The sequence below is a fragment of the Methylobacterium sp. J-118 genome (genome assembly GCF_057836565.1).
This window is the reverse complement of sequence record NZ_JBYQFA010000001.1, coordinates 2,330,001-2,345,892: the sequence shown is the minus strand read 5'-3', so window position 1 is coordinate 2,345,892 and position 15,892 is coordinate 2,330,001. Positions and strand designations below refer to the sequence as shown.

Sequence of the window (15,892 nt, the reverse complement as noted above, 5' to 3'; positions counted from 1 at the left end):
CGATCCGATGACGTCCGGCCCCCCACCGGCCGTCTCGACCCTGGCGGCGACGGCGCTCGTGGTTGCCGACATGGTCGGCATCGGCGTCTTCACCAGCCTCGGGTTCCAGGTGAGCGACATCCAGTCCGGCTTCGCGCTGCTGCTGCTGTGGTTCATCGGCGGCATCGTCGCGCTGTGCGGGGCGTTCAGCTACGCCGAACTCGCCGCGATGTTTCCCCGCTCGAGCGGCGAGTACAATCTCCTCACACGGGCCTACGGTCCGGCAATCGGGTTCATGGCGGGCTGGCTCTCGGCCACGGTCGGGTTCAGTGCGCCGGTGGCGCTGGCCGCGATGGCGTTCGGGCAATACGCCGAGGCGATCCTGCCGGGGGTGCCGCCGCTCCCCCTCGGCCTCGCGGTCCTGTGGGCCGTCACGGCCATCCGATTGCGCGGGGGGCGCCGCGGCGAGGCCATCCAGGTCGGCTTCACCCTGCTGAAGCTCGCGCTGATCGTGGCGTTCATCGTCGCGGGCTTCGCCACCGGCGGCGACCAGCCGATCAGCTTCACGCCGCGCGTCTTCGACCCGGGGCAGATCTTCAGCGCCGGCTTCGCCGTGAGCCTCGTGTTCGTGATGTACGCCTACTCGGGCTGGAACGCGGCGACCTACATCGTCGGCGACCTGGCCGATCCGCCCTACAGCCTGCCCCGGGCGCTGTTCGTCGGGACGGGCCTCGTGGTCGTGCTCTACGTCGCGCTGAACGCGGTGTTCCTCTACACGACGCCGCTGGCCGAACTCGCCGGACAGGTCGATGTCGCCCTGATCGCGGGGCGGCACGTCTTCGGCGAGACGGGCGGCCGCCTCGTCGGCGCCCTGATCTGCGCCGGCCTGATCCCGAGCCTCGGCGCGCTGATGTGGATCGGCCCGAGCGTCACGGTGGCGATGGGCGAGGACGTGCCGCTGCTGCGTCTGTTCGCGCGCCGCTCCCGTACCGGCGCGCCGGTGGCCGCGATCCTCCTCCAGGCCGGCATCGCCAGCCTCCTGCTCCTCACCCGGAGCTTCGAGGCGGTGCTCGATTTCATCCAGTTCGGCCTGACCGTCTGCGCGTTCCTGACCGTGCTCGGGCTGATCAAGCTGCGCATCACCCGGCCCGACCTGCCGCGGCCCTGCCGGGCCTGGGGCTATCCGGTCACGCCGTTGATCTTCCTCGCCGTCACCCTGTTCATGCTGGTCCACCTCGTGGCCGTCCGGCCCCTCCAGTCGCTGGCGGGCCTCCTCATGATGCTGGCCGGCCTCCTGCTGTACGGCGTCACGACCGCGCGGGCGCGGAACGCGGCGGACCGGTCACAGCGCTGACGCGGCGGCCTGCGGTCAGCGGACGGGGGGCGCTCCGGACGCGAGCCCCCGCAGCACATCGAGCCGGTATTCGGCGGTTCGCGACTGGGTCAGCACCTGCGCGAAGCCGCGCGCGCCCGCGATGAAGCCTTCGGCGGCCTCGTCGCCGGAGAGCGGATAGTGGGTGACGCCGAGCCAGTGAACCAGCACGATGTCGCCGCCGGGCAGCAAGGCGCCCGCGACCCGCGCGACGAGGCGGGCGAGATCGGCGCGGTCGAGATAGTAGGCGACCTCCGAGATCACGATCAGGTCGAACCGCCCGTCCGGCCACGTGCCGGGCACGGCGGCCAGCATGAAGTGCACGTTCGGGCAATCGGCGCAGCGTGCCCGGGCCGCCTCCAGCACTGACGGCACGACATCGAGTCCGATCAGCGCGTCGCACCGGGTGCAGAGCTGGTGGGTAAACACGCCGATCGAGCAGCCCACATCCAGACCGGACGTGTAATGGGACCGCGGCAGGCTCGCGAGCGTCGCCGCGTACTTGTCGCGCTCGTAGGGGCTGGTGGCGAAGTGCCAGGGGTCGGTTTCGGTGGCGTACATGCCCTTGAAGTAGTCGGGATCCAGGGTCGTCGATCGACGGCCGGTCTGGGTTCCGTCCGGCGCGCCCGGGCCTGTCTCGGCGCCCTCCGCCCAGCGCGTCCCGAGCATCATGCCCGTGACGATGGCGCTCCCGGAGCGCAGCAGGCGGCGGCGTGACGGTCGCTCGCGGTCGCGCACGATAAGCCTCTCCGCGTCCGTGAGTGCAGACCGGTGCAACGGCGCCCGGTGACGACGGTTCCGAAGTTCGACCTCGGATCGGGTGAGCGCGCCCGTGGTGGTGCTGCTGTGCGCCAGAGGCGGCCGGCAGGAGCCGGCCGGGCCTCAGCGCAGCCGCGTCGCATCGATCACCAGGAAATACTGGCAGGCGTCCGGGCCGAGATTGGTGAAGGCGTGCCCGGCATCGGCCTCGAAATACAGGCTGTCGCCCTCCTCGACCACGAGGGCGCGGTCGCCGATCGTGGCGCGCAGGCGTCCCTTCAGCACGAAGATGTATTCCGACACGCCGCGGCGATGGGCGACGAACTCCCCCGTGGTGGCGCCCGGCGGCAGCGTGTTGAGCACCCAGTCGATCCCCCGCCCGGGCAGGACCGGAGAGAGGCAGCGGCGCAGGAAGCCCGACGCCTCGTCGCGCAGCACCGGCTGGCGGGACGCCGGGATCAGCAACACCTCCAGGTCGGTGGCGGGCGCCATCAGCCGGGAGAAGGTCACGTCCAGCGCTTCGGCGAGGCGCGACAGGACCGCCGTCGACGGCACGGCCTCGCCGCGCTCGATCTTCGAGATCATCGAGCGGCTGACCCCCGACACGGCCGCCAAGGCCTCGAGGGAGAGATCGCGCTTCTTCCGCCGGCGCCGGATCTCCTCGGCAAGCACCTGAATCTGGGAGCGCGCCTCGGCCTCGATCTGGACGCGCCGCACCTCTGTCGTGACCGTCATTCGCGTTTCGTCCTGGTCCTCCGGCTGACGCGTCATCCCTGAGCGCCCGGGGCTGATCGGTCGGGTGCTTAGCATAGGTCGCGTGGGAGCGCCCCCGCGACCGGAGCCCGCAATTGGCACGCCGCTTGTATGAGACGGAGTGGAAATTCCTCCTGCAAAGTGGATGCCCCCCATGCCCAACGCCGCAGCGCCGTTGGATGCGACACGGATCGCCGAGCCGGGCGCGGTGACGCACGCGGACAGGCGCCAGATCGTCTGGTCGAGCGTCATCGGCACCACCGTCGAATGGTACGATTTCCTGATCTACGGCACGGCCAGCGCGCTCGTCTTCAACAAGCTGTTCTTTCCCAGCATCGACCCCGCGGTCGGCACGATCGCGGCGTTCGGCTCCTATGCCGTCGGGTTCCTCGCCCGGCCGCTGGGCGGGGCGGTCTTCGGCCATTTCGGCGACAGGATCGGCCGGAAGGCCATGCTGTCGCTGACCCTGATGATCATGGGGCTCGGCACCTTCCTGATCGGGTGCCTGCCGACCTACGGGCAGATCGGCCTCCTCGCGCCGATCCTCCTCGTGGCCCTGCGCCTCGTCCAGGGGATCGGCATCGGCGGCGAGTGGGGCGGAGCCGTGCTGATGGTGGTGGAGAGCGTGCCGGCGGACCGGCGCGGGTTCTTCGGGAGCATCGTCCAGCTCGGCTATCCCATCGGCGTGATCCTCTCGATCGGCGCGTTCGCGCTGACCGGCCTGATGCCCGAGGCGGCGTTCCAGGCCTGGGGCTGGCGCATCCCGTTCCTGGCGAGCGCGCCCCTGGTCGGGGTCGGCCTGTTCATCCGCCTGCGGCTTCACGAGACCCCGGCGTTCCGGCGCATCAAGGAACGGGCGGTGACGGCGCGGCTGCCGGTGATGGAGATCCTCACCGAGCATCCCGGCATGTTCCTGAAGGCCGTCGGCCTGAAGGTCTCCGAGATCGCCTATGTGAGCGTCGTCACCGTGTTCTCGATCTCCTACGTCACCGGCCAGCTCGGCCTGTCGCGGGGGGTGATCCTGAACGGCATCCTGGTCGCCGCCATCATCGAGCTCTTCACGATCCCGGTCTTCGGCTGGCTGTCCGATCGCTACGGGCGCAGGACGCTGTTCATCGCCGCCTGCCTGTTCTCGATCGCCTTCGCGTTCCCGATGTTCCGGCTCCTCGATACCCGCGACCCGACGATCATCACCCTGACCGTCGCGGTGGCCCTGAGCTTCGGGCAGGGCATCATGTTCGGGACCGGGGCCGCGTGGATGTCCGAACTGTTCGATGCCCGCCTGCGCTACAGCGGCGCCTCGCTGGGTTTCCAGGTCGGCGCGGCGCTGAGCGGCGGCTTCACGCCGCTGATCGCCGCCGCCCTGCTCGCCTGGAGCGGCGGCGCGACGTGGCCGATCTCGGCCTACCTGATCGCCCTCGCCTGCGTGACGCTCGCGGCGACCTTCGCGGCGCCGGAGACCGCCCGCCGACAGATCGACTGAACGCCACACCGAAATACGGTCCAGGGAGTGGACGTGCATCCACTGCAATGGAATACTCCCGACAGCCCTCACGCGACAGGACGACGGATTTGGACAGGACCATCATCGCCACGGCGGCGGCAGCCCCGGCCGTCGGCCCCTACGCACAGGCGACCCGCGTCGGCGACCTCGTCTTCGCCTCGGGGCAGCTGCCGATCGACCCGGCGACGGGGGCGTTCCCGGAGGGCATCGCGGCGCAGACCCGCCGCGCGCTGGCCAACCTCGCCGCGGTGCTGGAGGCCGGCGGCGCCAGCCTCGCGAGCGTGGCCAAGACCACCGTGTTCCTGAAGGACATGAACGACTTCGCCGCGATGAACGCGATCTATGCCGAGCATTTCCCCGGCGCTGCGCCGGCGCGCTCGACCGTCGAGGTCGCGCGCCTGCCCCGCGACGCGCTGGTCGAGGTCGAGGCGATCGCGCTGGCGACGGGGCCGGTCCGATGAGCGCGCCATCCGCACCGCGCCACGTCGAAGCCTTCGCCCACGCGGCCGGCTCGGTGGCGGTCGCCGTCCCCGGCGGCGCGACCGGATGGCGGGGCACGCTGCTCACCATCCACATCGCGTCCGCGGCGAGCTACGAGATGGAGGAACTGGCCGAGGCCCACTGCGTCGCCGGCCGCGGCATCGAGGGGGACCGCTACTTCCTCGGGACGGGGACCTACTCGCCCAAGCCGGACACCCGCGAAGTGACGCTGATCGAGCAGGAGGCGCTCAACGCCCTCGCGCGCAACGACCCGCCGCTCCAGGGCGGCCCGATCCAGCTCGCGCCTGTCGACCACCGCCGGAACCTCACCGTGCGCGGCGTGCCGCTCAATCACCTCGTCGGCCGCCGGTTCCGGGTCGGCGAGGTGATCCTGCGCGGCGGGCGCCTCAACTTCCCGTGCAAGTATCTGGAGGAACTGCTCGGCCAGCCGGTCTACCTGCCGCTCTACAACCGCTCGGGCCTGAATTGCGGGATCGAGCGCGGCGGGATCATCCGCCCGGGCGACGCCATCGCGCTGGTGGATTGAGCCGGTGTCCGCGCGCATCGTCATGAAGCTGACGGTGGTGGAGGCCGTCGCCACCACGCCGGAGGTGCTGCGCCTGACGCTGGTCCACCCGCAGCGCCCCGAATTGCCCGCTTGGGAGCCCGGGGCGCATGTCGACCTGCGCCTGCCGGACGGGCGCATCCGCCAGTACTCGCTGTGCGGCGATCCGGACGATCGGGGCCGCTATGTCCTGGCGATCAAGCGCGAGGATGCGGGCCGCGGCGGTTCGCTGTGGACGCATGCCAACCTGGTCGCGGGCGCCGTCGCCCACGTCTCCCACCCGCGCAACAATTTCGGTCTGGCCATCGGCGCACGGCGCCATGTCCTGATCGGCGGCGGCATCGGCGTGACGCCGCTCGCCGCCATGGCCCGGCGCCTGACTGCGAGCGGCGCCGACTTCACGCTCCACCTGTGCGCGCGTTCGGCCGAACAGGCGCCGCTGTTATCCGAGTTGCGGACGCTGTGCGGCGACCGGCTGCGCTGCTGGTTCTCTTCGGATGGCGGACGCTTCGATCCCGCTTCGCTCGGAGCGCCGGGCGCGGGCATCCATGCCTATGCCTGCGGGCCCCAACGGCTCACCGACGCCGTGCAGGCCGCGCTGACGGCCGCCGGATGGCCGGCGGAACGGGTGCATGTCGAGCACTTCGCGCCGATGGCCGACGAGACCTACAAGCCCGAACCCTTCGACGCGCTGATCGCCTCGACGGGGGCGGTCATCCACGTGCCGGCCGATGCCTCCCTGCTCGAGGTTCTGCGGCGGCACGGCTTCGCGATGCCCTCGTCCTGCGAGATCGGCGTGTGCGGCTCCTGCGAGTGCGGCTACCGCGACGGCACCGTGATCCACCGCGACGTCGTGCTGCCGGTCGCCAAGCGTCAGGACCGGATGATGCCCTGCGTGTCCCGCGCCCGCGTGAAGGTCACTCTCGCGCTCTGAGAGGCCGCTGCCGATGCCGTCGAGCCCTCCCCCCGGGGCCGTCGTCAATCCCGGGATCGGCCTGCCGGGTCGCGTCGGACCCCATGTCGAGCCGGGCCGGGATATCGTCCTGCACCGTTCGTCAATGCTGCCGAATGGACAAAACAGCACCCGTGCCGCTCTGCGCGTAGACCGCCGTCTGATGCGTGCCGGTCTGTATGACGACGGCTCTCTCGCCGGAGCCCGTCTGCGCACCGGTTACCAGGTTGTACGCGCCACTCTGCTCGATCGTGGCTCTGTCATCTCGCCCGGCTTGGAGCGCCTGGATGACGTTTTGGTCCCCGCGCTGGCTGACGCGGAGCATGGCGAGATCGCCCTGGGTGCCGGTCATGCGGTTATCCGCGCCCGATTGAACGCCCGTGAGGACGGCCGCTTTTCCGTTCTGATCGACGCTCACGGTGTTGTCTTTGCCGGACTGCGAGACGCTCGACGTCTTGCCGGCCTCCGCGACCGTCGTGAACAGCCGGTTGTTGGCGCCGGGCGTATTGACGGTCAGGTCGCTGTACGTGGCTGTCGGCGATGATCCAGCCGGATCGGCCGATCGGTGATACGCGTCGATGAGGCTGAGGCTATCCGGATTACCCCCGCCAGCGGCGCAGGCAAGCGGATGCACGGCGGATATCAGGACGCTCAGCAGCGCCGTACTTGTCGTCCTGCCGACCCGTCGAGCAGCGATGTGACACGACATGAGTCGTAGCTTCAGTTCATCGATTCGCATTGCCGCGAGCTTGGGCGCGAGCATTTAAATCGCGATCAATCTCAGCTCCATGATCGAAAAATCCAGCCGGTTATGGTTTCGAATTGACATACACCTTGTATCAACCCCGGGCGAACGGCCGCCGATTTCGTACGCCCGCGGTGAAGGCCGCGCTCGTCGTTGCAATGGGGCGTCAGACAGCGATCGTCCGGGGCCGGGCTGAGTCCAATTCCAGGGGTGGCAGATCGTCGATGCGCCGGGCGGGCGGGGGCAGGCGGACACCCGAGGACGTCGGCGAGCCAAGCCTGCGGGTCGGAGCCGGTGCGCTCGGCGTTTTCGATCCACGTGGAGGATGCCGGGCGACGCGGCCGCCGCCCTGGCTGAAGCCCGCATCGCCCAGGGGCCGAGCCCCGTCCCCGGTCAGGCCAGCCGCTCGATCCAGCCCTGCGCCTGCTGGCGCACATTATCGGGCGCGGTGCCGCCGTAGCTGGTGCGGCTCGCCACCGAGTTCGCGACGCCGAGCACGGCATAAACCGCCTCTGTGATGCGTGGCTCGGCCTCCTGCATCTCGGGGAGTGACAGGTCCTCCAGCCCGACGCCCTTGGCGGAGGCCGCGCCGACCAGGCGGCCGGTGACGTGGTGGGCCTGGCGGAACGGCAGGCCGAGCTCGCGCACCAGCCAGTCGGCGAGGTCGGTGGCGGTGGCGTAGCCGGAGCCGGCCGCTTGGCTGAGCACCGCGGCGTTGGGCTCCAGATCCTTCACCATGCCGGTCAGGGCGGCCAGGCACAGGGACAGGGCCTGGAGGGCGTCGAACGCCCCCTCCTTGTCCTCCTGCATGTCCTTGGAATAGGCGAGCGGCAGGCCCTTCATCACGATCAGCAGGCCGGTCAGCGCGCCGATGATCCGGCCGGACTTGGCCCGCACCAGCTCGGCGGCGTCGGGGTTGCGCTTCTGCGGCATGATCGACGAGCCGGTGGTGAACCCGTCCGACAGGCGGACGAAGTTGAACTGCGCCGAGGTCCAGACCACCAGCTCCTCGGCGAAGCGCGACAGGTGCACGGCGCAGATCGAGGCGGCGGCCAGCGATTCCAGGGCGAAATCGCGGTCGGCGACCGAATCCAGGGAATTGGCGGTGGGCCGGTCGAATCCGAGCGCCGCAGCGGTGGCGTGCCGGTCGATCGGGAAGGAGGTGCCGGCCAGCGCCGCGGCGCCCAGCGGGCACTCGTTGAGCCGCGCCCGCGCATCGCGGAACCGGCCCCGGTCCCGGGCCAGCATCTCGACATAGGCCAGGCAATGGTGGCCAAAAGTCACCGGCTGGGCCGACTGGAGATGGGTGAAGCCCGGCATCACCGTGCCGGCATGCTTGAGCGCCGTCTCGGCCAAAGCGCGCTGCAGGTCGGCGGCCTGCTGGTCGAGGGAGTCGAGGGTGTCGCGCACCCACAGCTTCATGTCGGTGGCGACTTGGTCGTTGCGCGAGCGCGCCGTGTGCAGGCGTCCGGCCGCCGGGCCGACGATCTCGGTCAGCCGGCTCTCCACCGACATGTGGATGTCCTCGAGCTCGCGCTTGAACACGAAGCGCCCGGCCTCGATCTCGTCGCGCACGGACTTGAGCCCGGCCTCGATGGCCGCCACATCCTCCGCCGGGAGGATGCCGGCCTGGCCCAGCATCGCCACATGCGCCAGCGAGCCGCGGATATCCTGGGGCGCAAGGCGCTTGTCGAATCCGATGGAGGCGTTGATCTCCTCCATGATCTCCGCCGGGCCGCTCGCGAAGCGGCCGCCCCACATCCGGTTGCTCATGTCGATCCTTCCGCGCCCTGACCATCCCGGCAGGCAAGCCTGATGCCCGGCCGCACCACAATCGCGGCCGGCGCGGGCCTCGCCGCGCTCGCCACCCTCGGGCTCGCCCTATACGGGAGCGGTCTCCTGCCCGGCAACACGGACGGGGCACCGGGCCCCTGCGCCGGCTCCGATCCGGCGCTGGCCCGGGTCGACGCCGCCGCCAAGGGCGAGGTCGCCGCCATGCAGGCCCTGAAGCAGGCCCGGCCGGCGCCCGAGATCCGGTTCAAGGGTCCGGACGGCGCCGAGACCGGGCTGTCCGACCTCAAGGGCCGGCTGCTGCTGGTCAATCTCTGGGCGACCTGGTGCGCCCCCTGCAAGGCCGAGATGCCGGCCCTCGACCGGCTCCAGGCCCAGCTCGGTGGCCCGGATTTCCAGGTGGTCGCCATCAACGTTGACACCCGCAACCTCGACAAGCCGCCGGACTGGCTGAAGCAGGCCGGCATCCACGACCTCGCCTTCTACGCCGATCCTGGCGGCCGCGTCCTGCCGACGATCCAGCGCGACACGCAATCGCCCGGCCTGCCGACCACGATGCTGATCGACGCGAAGGGCTGCACCCTCGGGGTGATGAAGGGCCCGGCCGCGTGGTCGAGCCCGGACGGGCTGGCGCTGATCCGCGCGGCCCTGGGGCAGGCGTCGTGAGGGACGGGAACGCTCAGACCCGCTCGTAGACGACGAATCGCCCCTCCGGTGCGAGCTGCTGGATGACGTCGAAATCGTCCCGATTGGCCGTCAGCACGGGAAGACCGGCCCGTGCGGCGGTGAGGAAGATGAGCGCGTCGGCGAGACAGGCCGTGCGCTGGTGTTTTTGATAGCCCTGGAGGCGCGCCAGCATGCCGGCCAAGAGACCCGCATCCGCGAATGTCTGCGCGTCGGGCGTCAGCAGGCGCGTGTCCGGGATCTGCGCGAATAGCTCCGCATAGTGATCGCGCAGCGCCATCCAGTTCGGTCCGCGAGGGTCGGCGGCAGCGACCCCGACAGCTAGCTCGGAGAGCGCCACCGCGCAGTGGAACAGCAAGGCGCGATCGAGGAGGCGGCACAGGTCCGTCGGCAGGCGACCGGCCGCGCTGTGGATGTAGACGCCCGTGTCGAGGACGAAGGCGGCGGGGGCGGCCTCACCGTAGAGGGTCCAATCCACGCGTTCATGCTGCGGGCGCGGGGACAGGCGCAGCCTGCGCTTGTCCGGCTTGCGACGCCGGAGCGCAGCCCGCAGATCGGCGCTCAACGTGTGCCGGTATCGAGGTCGTGGTCAGGCCCGAGCCGACCGGCGGTGCAGCGGAGAAAATTCGCGACCGGATCCGGTTGCGCCAGAAGCGCCAGGGCAACCACCCCGAGTTCGGCCGTCGACGTGATGCCGGCCTCACGCTTGGCCGCATTTACCAGGGCGGAGGGTACGCGAAAGCTCACGTGCTCCGATTCCACACCGTCGAGCAGACCGGATCTCTTCGCTTCCTCAAGAACCGCAGCATGGATGCGTGCGGCAGAGTGCGGAGCGCGCGTCCGCCGAGCGGGTGTGGATTTCGATGCGGCCATGCCTCTCATCTCCAGCTGCCGACACGTTGCGCACGGGATGCAGCCTTGCCCCCATCGCCGATGCGCGGCAAGGCCTGACCCGATGAAGCCGCCCCCGTCCCCCGATCGCCCCGCACCGAAGCGGGGCCGGCGCCCGCTCTCGGCCATCCGCAGGATGCTCGCCAGCGAGGCGGCGGGCGGGCTGATCCTGATCGGCGCGGCGGCGCTGGCGCTCGTCGTCGCCAATGGGCCCCTGTCCGAGGCCTACGCCCATGGGCTCCACGCCGCCCTCGGCCCGCTGAGCGTGCAGCACTGGATCAACGACGGCCTGATGGCCGGGTTCTTCCTGCTGGTCGGGCTGGAGATCAAGCGCGAGGCGCTCGACGGGCGGCTGCGCACTTGGCCGGACCGGGCGCTGCCCGGCTTCGCGGCCTTGGGCGGCATGGCGGTGCCGGCCCTGGTCTACGCCCTGTTCAATCTCGGCGCCGACACCCTGCGCGGCTGGGCGATCCCGGCGGCCACCGACATCGCCTTCGCCCTGGGCGTCCTGGCGCTCCTCGGCCAACGGGTGCCGGTCTCGCTGAAAATCTTCCTGAGTGCCGTGGCGATCATCGACGACCTCGGCGCCGTCCTGGTCATCGCGCTCTTCTACAGCGCCGGTCTCGACACGACGATGCTGGGTCTCGCCGCCCTGGTGCTCGCCGCCCTCTACGGCCTCAACCGGGCGGGGATCGGGTGGCTCCCGGCCTACGGGCTGCTCGGCCTCGTGCTCTGGGTACTCGTGCTGCGCTCCGGGATCCACGCCACCATCGCGGGGGTGCTGCTGGCGCTGACCATCCCGATCCGGGTCAGCCCCGGCCGGCCGGAGGCGGCGGAGTCACCGCTCCATCGGCTGGAGCATGCCCTGGCACCCTGGATCACCTATCTGGTGATGCCGATCTTCGGCTTCGCCAATGCCGGCGTCGACCTGACCGGCCTGACCGGCGACGCGCTGCTCCAGCCCGTGACGCTCGGCATCGCGGCCGGCCTGTTCCTCGGCAAGCAGGCCGGTGTGTTCGCCAGCCTGCGGCTCGCCGTCGCACTCGGGTTCGGTCAGCGCCCGGCCGGAGCCGGCTGGGGGCAGGTCTACGGCGTCGCCGTGCTCTGCGGCATCGGCTTCACCATGAGCCTGTTCATCGGCGGCCTCGCCTTCGCGGATCCGCAGCACGAGACCGCCGTGAAGCTCGGCGTGCTGGCGGGCTCCGCCCTCTCGGGACTCGCGGGGGCGGGGATTCTCGTGTTGGTGCGGCGCCCCGCAGCAATCCGGTAGCCGCCGCGCCCGGCTGGGCTCCGTTGCGCGGAAAAATGCGCTACCGCGCTTGCGTATGCGCTTCTATCTCGGCCTCGCCACCACCTTCCACGATCCCGCCCTGGCCCTGGTCGGGCCCGACGGCAGCCTGCTCTTCGCCGAGGCCGCGGAGCGCGACCTCCAGTACAAGCGCGCCCCGAACTGCGAGCCGGACGCCCCGGGCCGGATGGCGTCCCTCCTGAAGGCGCATGTCCCGCCGGGGTCCGAGTTGGTCATCGCCTCGACCTGGGGACCGCAATTCACCGATTTCCTGCGGGGCCAAGCCGGCGCCGGCGCCTTCGACCTGATGGCGCTCGCCGCCCACGGCACCGCGCTCAACCGCTCCTTCGTGCCCGAGCAGGCGGAGCGGGTGTTCATCGCCGATCTCCACGGCGCCCAGGAGCGGGCCGGCCACGGCACCTTGCTCGCCCTCAACCAGGAGGCGCGGATCACCGGCGCGGCGCCCCGGGCGGCGATCGCCGGTCAGCGGCGCTATCCGCACCACCTCTGCCACGCCGCCTACGGCCTCTGGGGCAGCCCCTTCGAGGAAGCCACCGCCCTGGTGGTCGACGGCATGGGCGAGACCGGCGCGGCGGCGCTCTACCGGCTGGACGGCGGCCGGATCACCGAGCTGCGCCGCCACCGCGGGCGCGGGTCGCTCGGCTTCCTCTACGGGCTGATCACCGATCTCGCCGGCTTCGACCAGGTGAAGGGCGAGGAGTGGAAGATCATGGGGCTCGCCCCCTACGGACATTCCGATCCGGACCTCGCCGCCCTGCTGGGCCGGCTCTGCACGGTGGAGGGCGGCCGCCTGCGCTACGCCGACGCGGACACGATCCGGGCGGTCGCTGGGGCGATCCGCGCCCGCCGTCCCGCGGACGCCCTGGAGAACGGCTGGGCCGACCTCGCCCGGTGCGGCCAGGATTTTTTCGCGACGTTGATGGACGTCCTGGTGGCCGAGGCCCGGGCATTGGCACCCAGCGAAAATCTCGTGATCGCCGGCGGCTGCGGCCTCAACTCCTCCTATAACGGCCGGGTGCTCGCCCGCTCCGGGTTCCGCCGGCTGCACGTCCCCTCCGCCCCGGCCGACGACGGCAACGCCGTGGGCGCCGCCTGGCTCGCCTATGCAGAGGACCATCCGGACTGGGCCGGGCCGCCCGCAGAGGCGCGCCCGCTGACGCCCTATCTCGGCTCCCGGGTCTCGACGCTGCCGATGGAGCGCCTCGCCGAGCAGGAGCCCCGGGCCAGGCGGGTCGGCCACGCCGAGGCGACCCGCGCGGCGGCGCGGATCCTGGCCGCCGGCGGCCTCGTCGGCTGGGTGCAGGGCCGGGCGGAGTTCGGCCCCCGGGCCCTCGGCAACCGCTCGATCCTGGCCGATCCGCGGCCGGAGGGCGCCAAGGACGCGCTCAACGCCAAGGTGAAGTACCGGGAGGCGTTCCGCCCGTTCGCGCCCTCGATCCTGGCCGAGGCCGGTCCCGACTGGTTCGAGGACTACGCCGACAGCCCCTACATGGAGCGCACCCTGGTCTGGCGGGAGGCGGTCCGCGCCCGCGTGCCGGCGGTGGTCCATGCGGACGGCACCGGCCGGCTCCAGAGCGTCACCCCCGCGCGCAACCCGGCCTATGCGGCCCTGATCGCGGCCTTCGCGGACCTCACCGGGGTGCCGATCCTGCTCAACACCAGCTTCAACGTGATGGGCAAGCCGATCCTCCACGGCGCGGAGGACGCGATCCTGATGTTCTACACCACCGGCCTCGACGCCCTCGTGGTCGAGGACTGGCTGGTGGTGAAGTGAGCGGCCGGGCGGCGGGGGATTCCAGGCGGGGGATTTCGGACCTGGACGCCACGGCTCAGACGAGATGCGCGGCGCCCGGCCGAGGATCGGTGGGCCAGACCTCCGCGAGGATCGTCCGCAGGGCGGCCGGCATGAAGGGCTTGATCAGGCAGGCGTTCACGCCGGCCCGGCGTACCGCCGTGAAGGCATGGGCGTGCTCCTTCGTGGTCATTATCACGAACAGCGTCTCCCGCAGGCGGCGGTCGTCGCGGATCCGGCGGAGCAGCTCGAAGCCAGACATCGGGAACATGTGCAGGTCCGAGATGACGAGGCCGTAGGTGTGCTCGTTCAGCATGGCGAGCGCGGCGGCGCCGTCGGGCGCCTCGCGCACGTCGTGAACCCCGATCTGCTCGAGGACGGCCCGGACCACCGTGCGGATCAGGGGGACGTCGTCGACCACGAGAACCGGCAGCTGGCGCGGATCGGGACCCGCCGTTCCCCCTGTCTTCGGACGGGGCCGGGGCGAGGACGATCCGCGCTCGGGCGGTTCGCGCACGTCGCGCCCGGATCTGTCGGCTTCGTGAGTCTGCTGCACTTCGTTCACGACACTGCTCTCACTCCAACTGTAGTGATATGATCCGAGCTTTTTGTGAAGACATCGTTGCTATTTAGTTCACGAATAGCCACGCTAGACCTGCAGCATCCGCACAAGATCGTGTGCGGCCGCATCCGGAGCGTCGGTTCCCCGCGCCTCCCGTCCCCGAACCGGGCCCGCCGCCGATCCCGGGTTTCATCCCGCGTTCTGAGATCAGAGTGCTGTCCGCCGATGTGGATGCCGGTTCGGCGCAACACAGCACGGTCCAACATGGAGCCGGAGCCATTCCCCGTGGCAACGCGACGGGGAACGGCTCTGAGGCGCGGCCGGTCTAAGCGGGTCGGTACGGGCGGACCTGTTAAGCTTCGATCTGCGCGCAGGGAATACCGATTCCAAGCGTCACGGAGCCAATATGGTTGGCCGTTATAGTTAACATGTCGATAAATATGTGAATTCATTAAACCGAATCCACTTGATGCTTGCATTGAATGCGGATTGGATTTCTTTCTCTCAATAGCTTGGTGAGGGAGGGAATACGCAGATGAAATACGTAGGTCTTGTCGGTTGCGCAATGATGGCGGCCGGATTCTGCAGTCCCGCCCTGGCCGGGCGCGGAAATGCACTGGCGGGTGGCTGGGACAGCACGCTGTCGAGCGGGGCACAGCACACCGCGCCGGCGCCGGCGCCGGCCCATTCGGGCACCGCCCCCTCCATATCGCTCTTCAGCGGCGGCTTCTTCGGCGGGTCCGGCTACGGCTCCGGGAGCGGGTCGAGCCAGAATGCCGGGGGCGCCCCGTCGCCGGAGGTCAACGCCGCCTGTGGTCTGATCCTCGTCGGCGGCACCGTCGCCTTCCTGCGCCGCCGCAGGACCCGCCGCGCCGAGCCGCAGGCCTGACCGGCTGATCCGTCATGGTCGGCTTCGCGCGGCGCGGGATGCGCGGTTGGTCGGACGCGGCGCGGGGCGCAGGCCGCGCTGACCGGGCCGCGTCCTGGATCCTTCTGGTCTTCTCCGGGGGCACCGTGCTGTCGGCCGCCCTGCAGCGCCACCTGTTCGAACAGACACAGACCGCCCAGCATCTCGTCGAGTTCAACATCGGCGAGGCGTTCGCGCTGGCCGCGCTTCTATCCTTGATCCGCGCCGCCGGTCGAAGCCTGACGCTGGGCAGATCGGAGTGCGCGGTCCTGGCGCTCTCCGCGCTGGCCTGGTTCGTCCCGGAGCAGCACGGGATCTATCTGGCCACGACGCTCGGCGGGGTCTGGGTCCTCCTTCGGAGGCGCTCCGACCGGAACCTGATCGGAATCGGGCAGGTCTGGCTCGCCCTGTCGGTCTACGAATTGTGGGGCAAGCTCCTCTTCAAGCTCGTCTACCAGGTGATCGAGGGGATCGAGGTCGGCCTGATCTATGGGGTCGGCCGTCTGCTCTATGGCGGCCTCGGGATCGCGGGGGCGAGCCTCAGCGTCCGCGGCGACTGGTCGATCGTGATCCTCGAAGGCTGCTCGTCGTTCCACAACCTGTCGCTGGCCGTGCTGATCTGGCTCTCCATCTTGAAGATCGCCGGTCACGGGGCGGACCGCGGGGCGTTCGGTGCGCTCGCGGCGGGCGCCTGCCTGGTGGTGACGATCAACGTCGCCCGCATCCTGGCGATGCTCCCGTCCCGGGAGGCCTACCACTTCTGGCATGAGGGTTCGGGGTCGTCCCTGGTGGCCTTCACCTCCGTGGCGGCGATCATCGGTCCCACGCTGCTCCGAATCGAGGCCCC

At 70.4% G+C, this 15,892-nt stretch carries 17 protein-coding genes (1 of these 17 running past the window's edge); 10 read left to right on the top strand and 7 right to left on the bottom strand.

Annotation, left to right across the window (positions count from 1 at the left end; all coding sequences use genetic code 11):
* Positions 1-7 precede the first annotated feature (7 nt).
* Positions 8-1,333 (top strand): APC family permease, encoded by a 1,326-nt coding sequence (locus AC3IF3_RS11315; protein ID WP_489231281.1) that lies wholly within the window; start codon positions 8-10, stop codon positions 1,331-1,333.
* A gap of 15 nt (positions 1,334-1,348) precedes the next feature.
* Here the strand turns inward: AC3IF3_RS11315 and AC3IF3_RS11310 are convergent, their stop codons facing one another.
* Together AC3IF3_RS11310 and AC3IF3_RS11305 are read right to left on the bottom strand one after the other, a co-directional pair.
* Positions 1,349-1,912 (bottom strand): class I SAM-dependent DNA methyltransferase, encoded by a 564-nt coding sequence (locus tag AC3IF3_RS11310; protein ID WP_243969839.1) that lies wholly within the window; start codon positions 1,910-1,912, stop codon positions 1,349-1,351.
* 321 nt (positions 1,913-2,233) lie between these two features.
* Entirely contained in the window at positions 2,234-2,845 is a 612-nt protein-coding gene (locus AC3IF3_RS11305; RefSeq protein ID WP_243969835.1) for a helix-turn-helix domain-containing protein, read from the bottom strand.
* A gap of 172 nt (positions 2,846-3,017) precedes the next feature.
* On the opposite strand from AC3IF3_RS11305, the gene AC3IF3_RS11300 reads away from it, so the two are divergent.
* From AC3IF3_RS11300 to AC3IF3_RS11285, 4 genes are all read left to right on the top strand, one after another.
* A complete protein-coding gene (locus tag AC3IF3_RS11300) occupies positions 3,018-4,346 on the top strand; it encodes an MFS transporter (protein WP_489215977.1) in 1,329 nt (442 codons plus the stop codon).
* An 89-nt stretch (positions 4,347-4,435) separates the two neighbouring features.
* On the top strand, positions 4,436-4,828 hold the full coding sequence (locus tag AC3IF3_RS11295; RefSeq protein ID WP_489228792.1) for a Rid family detoxifying hydrolase: 393 nt from the start codon (positions 4,436-4,438) through the stop codon (positions 4,826-4,828).
* Positions 4,825-5,394 (top strand): MOSC domain-containing protein, encoded by a 570-nt coding sequence (locus AC3IF3_RS11290; protein ID WP_489228790.1) that lies wholly within the window; start codon positions 4,825-4,827, stop codon positions 5,392-5,394. The genes AC3IF3_RS11295 and AC3IF3_RS11290 overlap by 4 nt, the downstream gene beginning before the upstream one ends.
* Positions 5,395-5,398: 4 nt before the next feature.
* Positions 5,399-6,346 (top strand): PDR/VanB family oxidoreductase, encoded by a 948-nt coding sequence (locus AC3IF3_RS11285; protein WP_489228788.1) that lies wholly within the window; start codon positions 5,399-5,401, stop codon positions 6,344-6,346.
* A 121-nt stretch (positions 6,347-6,467) separates the two neighbouring features.
* On the opposite strand, the gene AC3IF3_RS11280 is transcribed toward AC3IF3_RS11285, so the two are convergent.
* Both AC3IF3_RS11280 and argH read right to left on the bottom strand, forming a co-directional pair.
* Positions 6,468-7,127, bottom strand: a complete 660-nt coding sequence (locus AC3IF3_RS11280; protein ID WP_489228786.1) for a hypothetical protein — start codon at positions 7,125-7,127, stop codon at positions 6,468-6,470.
* Positions 7,128-7,502: 375 nt separating this feature from the next.
* The gene (argH, locus tag AC3IF3_RS11275; protein WP_489228784.1) at positions 7,503-8,882 is read right to left on the bottom strand and encodes an argininosuccinate lyase; all 1,380 of its coding nucleotides are present in this window, start codon (positions 8,880-8,882) and stop codon (positions 7,503-7,505) included.
* Between the two features lie 42 nt (positions 8,883-8,924).
* Between argH and tlpA the strand changes: the two genes are divergently transcribed.
* On the top strand, positions 8,925-9,566 hold the full coding sequence (gene tlpA / locus AC3IF3_RS11270; RefSeq protein ID WP_489228783.1) for a thiol:disulfide interchange protein TlpA: 642 nt from the start codon (positions 8,925-8,927) through the stop codon (positions 9,564-9,566).
* A gap of 13 nt (positions 9,567-9,579) precedes the next feature.
* Here tlpA and AC3IF3_RS11265 read toward each other — a convergent pair whose 3' ends face one another.
* A complete protein-coding gene (locus tag AC3IF3_RS11265; protein WP_489228781.1) occupies positions 9,580-10,149 on the bottom strand; it encodes a type II toxin-antitoxin system VapC family toxin in 570 nt (189 codons plus the stop codon).
* Positions 10,146-10,457: a hypothetical protein gene (locus AC3IF3_RS11260; protein WP_243969995.1), complete on the bottom strand. Its 312-nt coding sequence runs from the start codon at positions 10,455-10,457 to the stop codon at positions 10,146-10,148. Before AC3IF3_RS11260 ends, AC3IF3_RS11265 begins: the two co-directional genes overlap by 4 nt.
* An 82-nt stretch (positions 10,458-10,539) precedes the next feature.
* Here AC3IF3_RS11260 and nhaA point away from each other — a divergent pair, with 82 nt between their 5' ends.
* Together nhaA and AC3IF3_RS11250 are read left to right on the top strand one after the other, a co-directional pair.
* On the top strand, positions 10,540-11,745 hold the full coding sequence (gene nhaA / locus AC3IF3_RS11255) for a Na+/H+ antiporter NhaA (protein ID WP_489228779.1): 1,206 nt from the start codon (positions 10,540-10,542) through the stop codon (positions 11,743-11,745).
* 55 nt (positions 11,746-11,800) lie between these two features.
* Positions 11,801-13,558, top strand: a complete 1,758-nt coding sequence (locus tag AC3IF3_RS11250) for a carbamoyltransferase family protein (RefSeq protein ID WP_489231280.1) — start codon at positions 11,801-11,803, stop codon at positions 13,556-13,558.
* Positions 13,559-13,613: 55 nt separating this feature from the next.
* Here the strand turns inward: AC3IF3_RS11250 and AC3IF3_RS11245 are convergent, their stop codons facing one another.
* Positions 13,614-14,141, bottom strand: coding sequence for a response regulator (locus AC3IF3_RS11245; protein WP_489228777.1), 528 nt, complete (start codon positions 14,139-14,141; stop codon positions 13,614-13,616).
* 562 nt (positions 14,142-14,703) lie between these two features.
* Here AC3IF3_RS11245 and AC3IF3_RS11240 point away from each other — a divergent pair.
* Entirely contained in the window at positions 14,704-15,027 is a 324-nt protein-coding gene (locus AC3IF3_RS11240) for a hypothetical protein (protein WP_489228776.1), read from the top strand.
* A 14-nt stretch (positions 15,028-15,041) separates the two neighbouring features.
* Positions 15,042-15,892 carry the 5' portion of a hypothetical protein gene (locus tag AC3IF3_RS11235; RefSeq protein WP_489228774.1) on the top strand. It continues 28 nt past the right edge of the window, so only the first 851 of its 879 coding nucleotides appear in the window; its start codon is at positions 15,042-15,044; its stop codon lies off the right edge, out of view.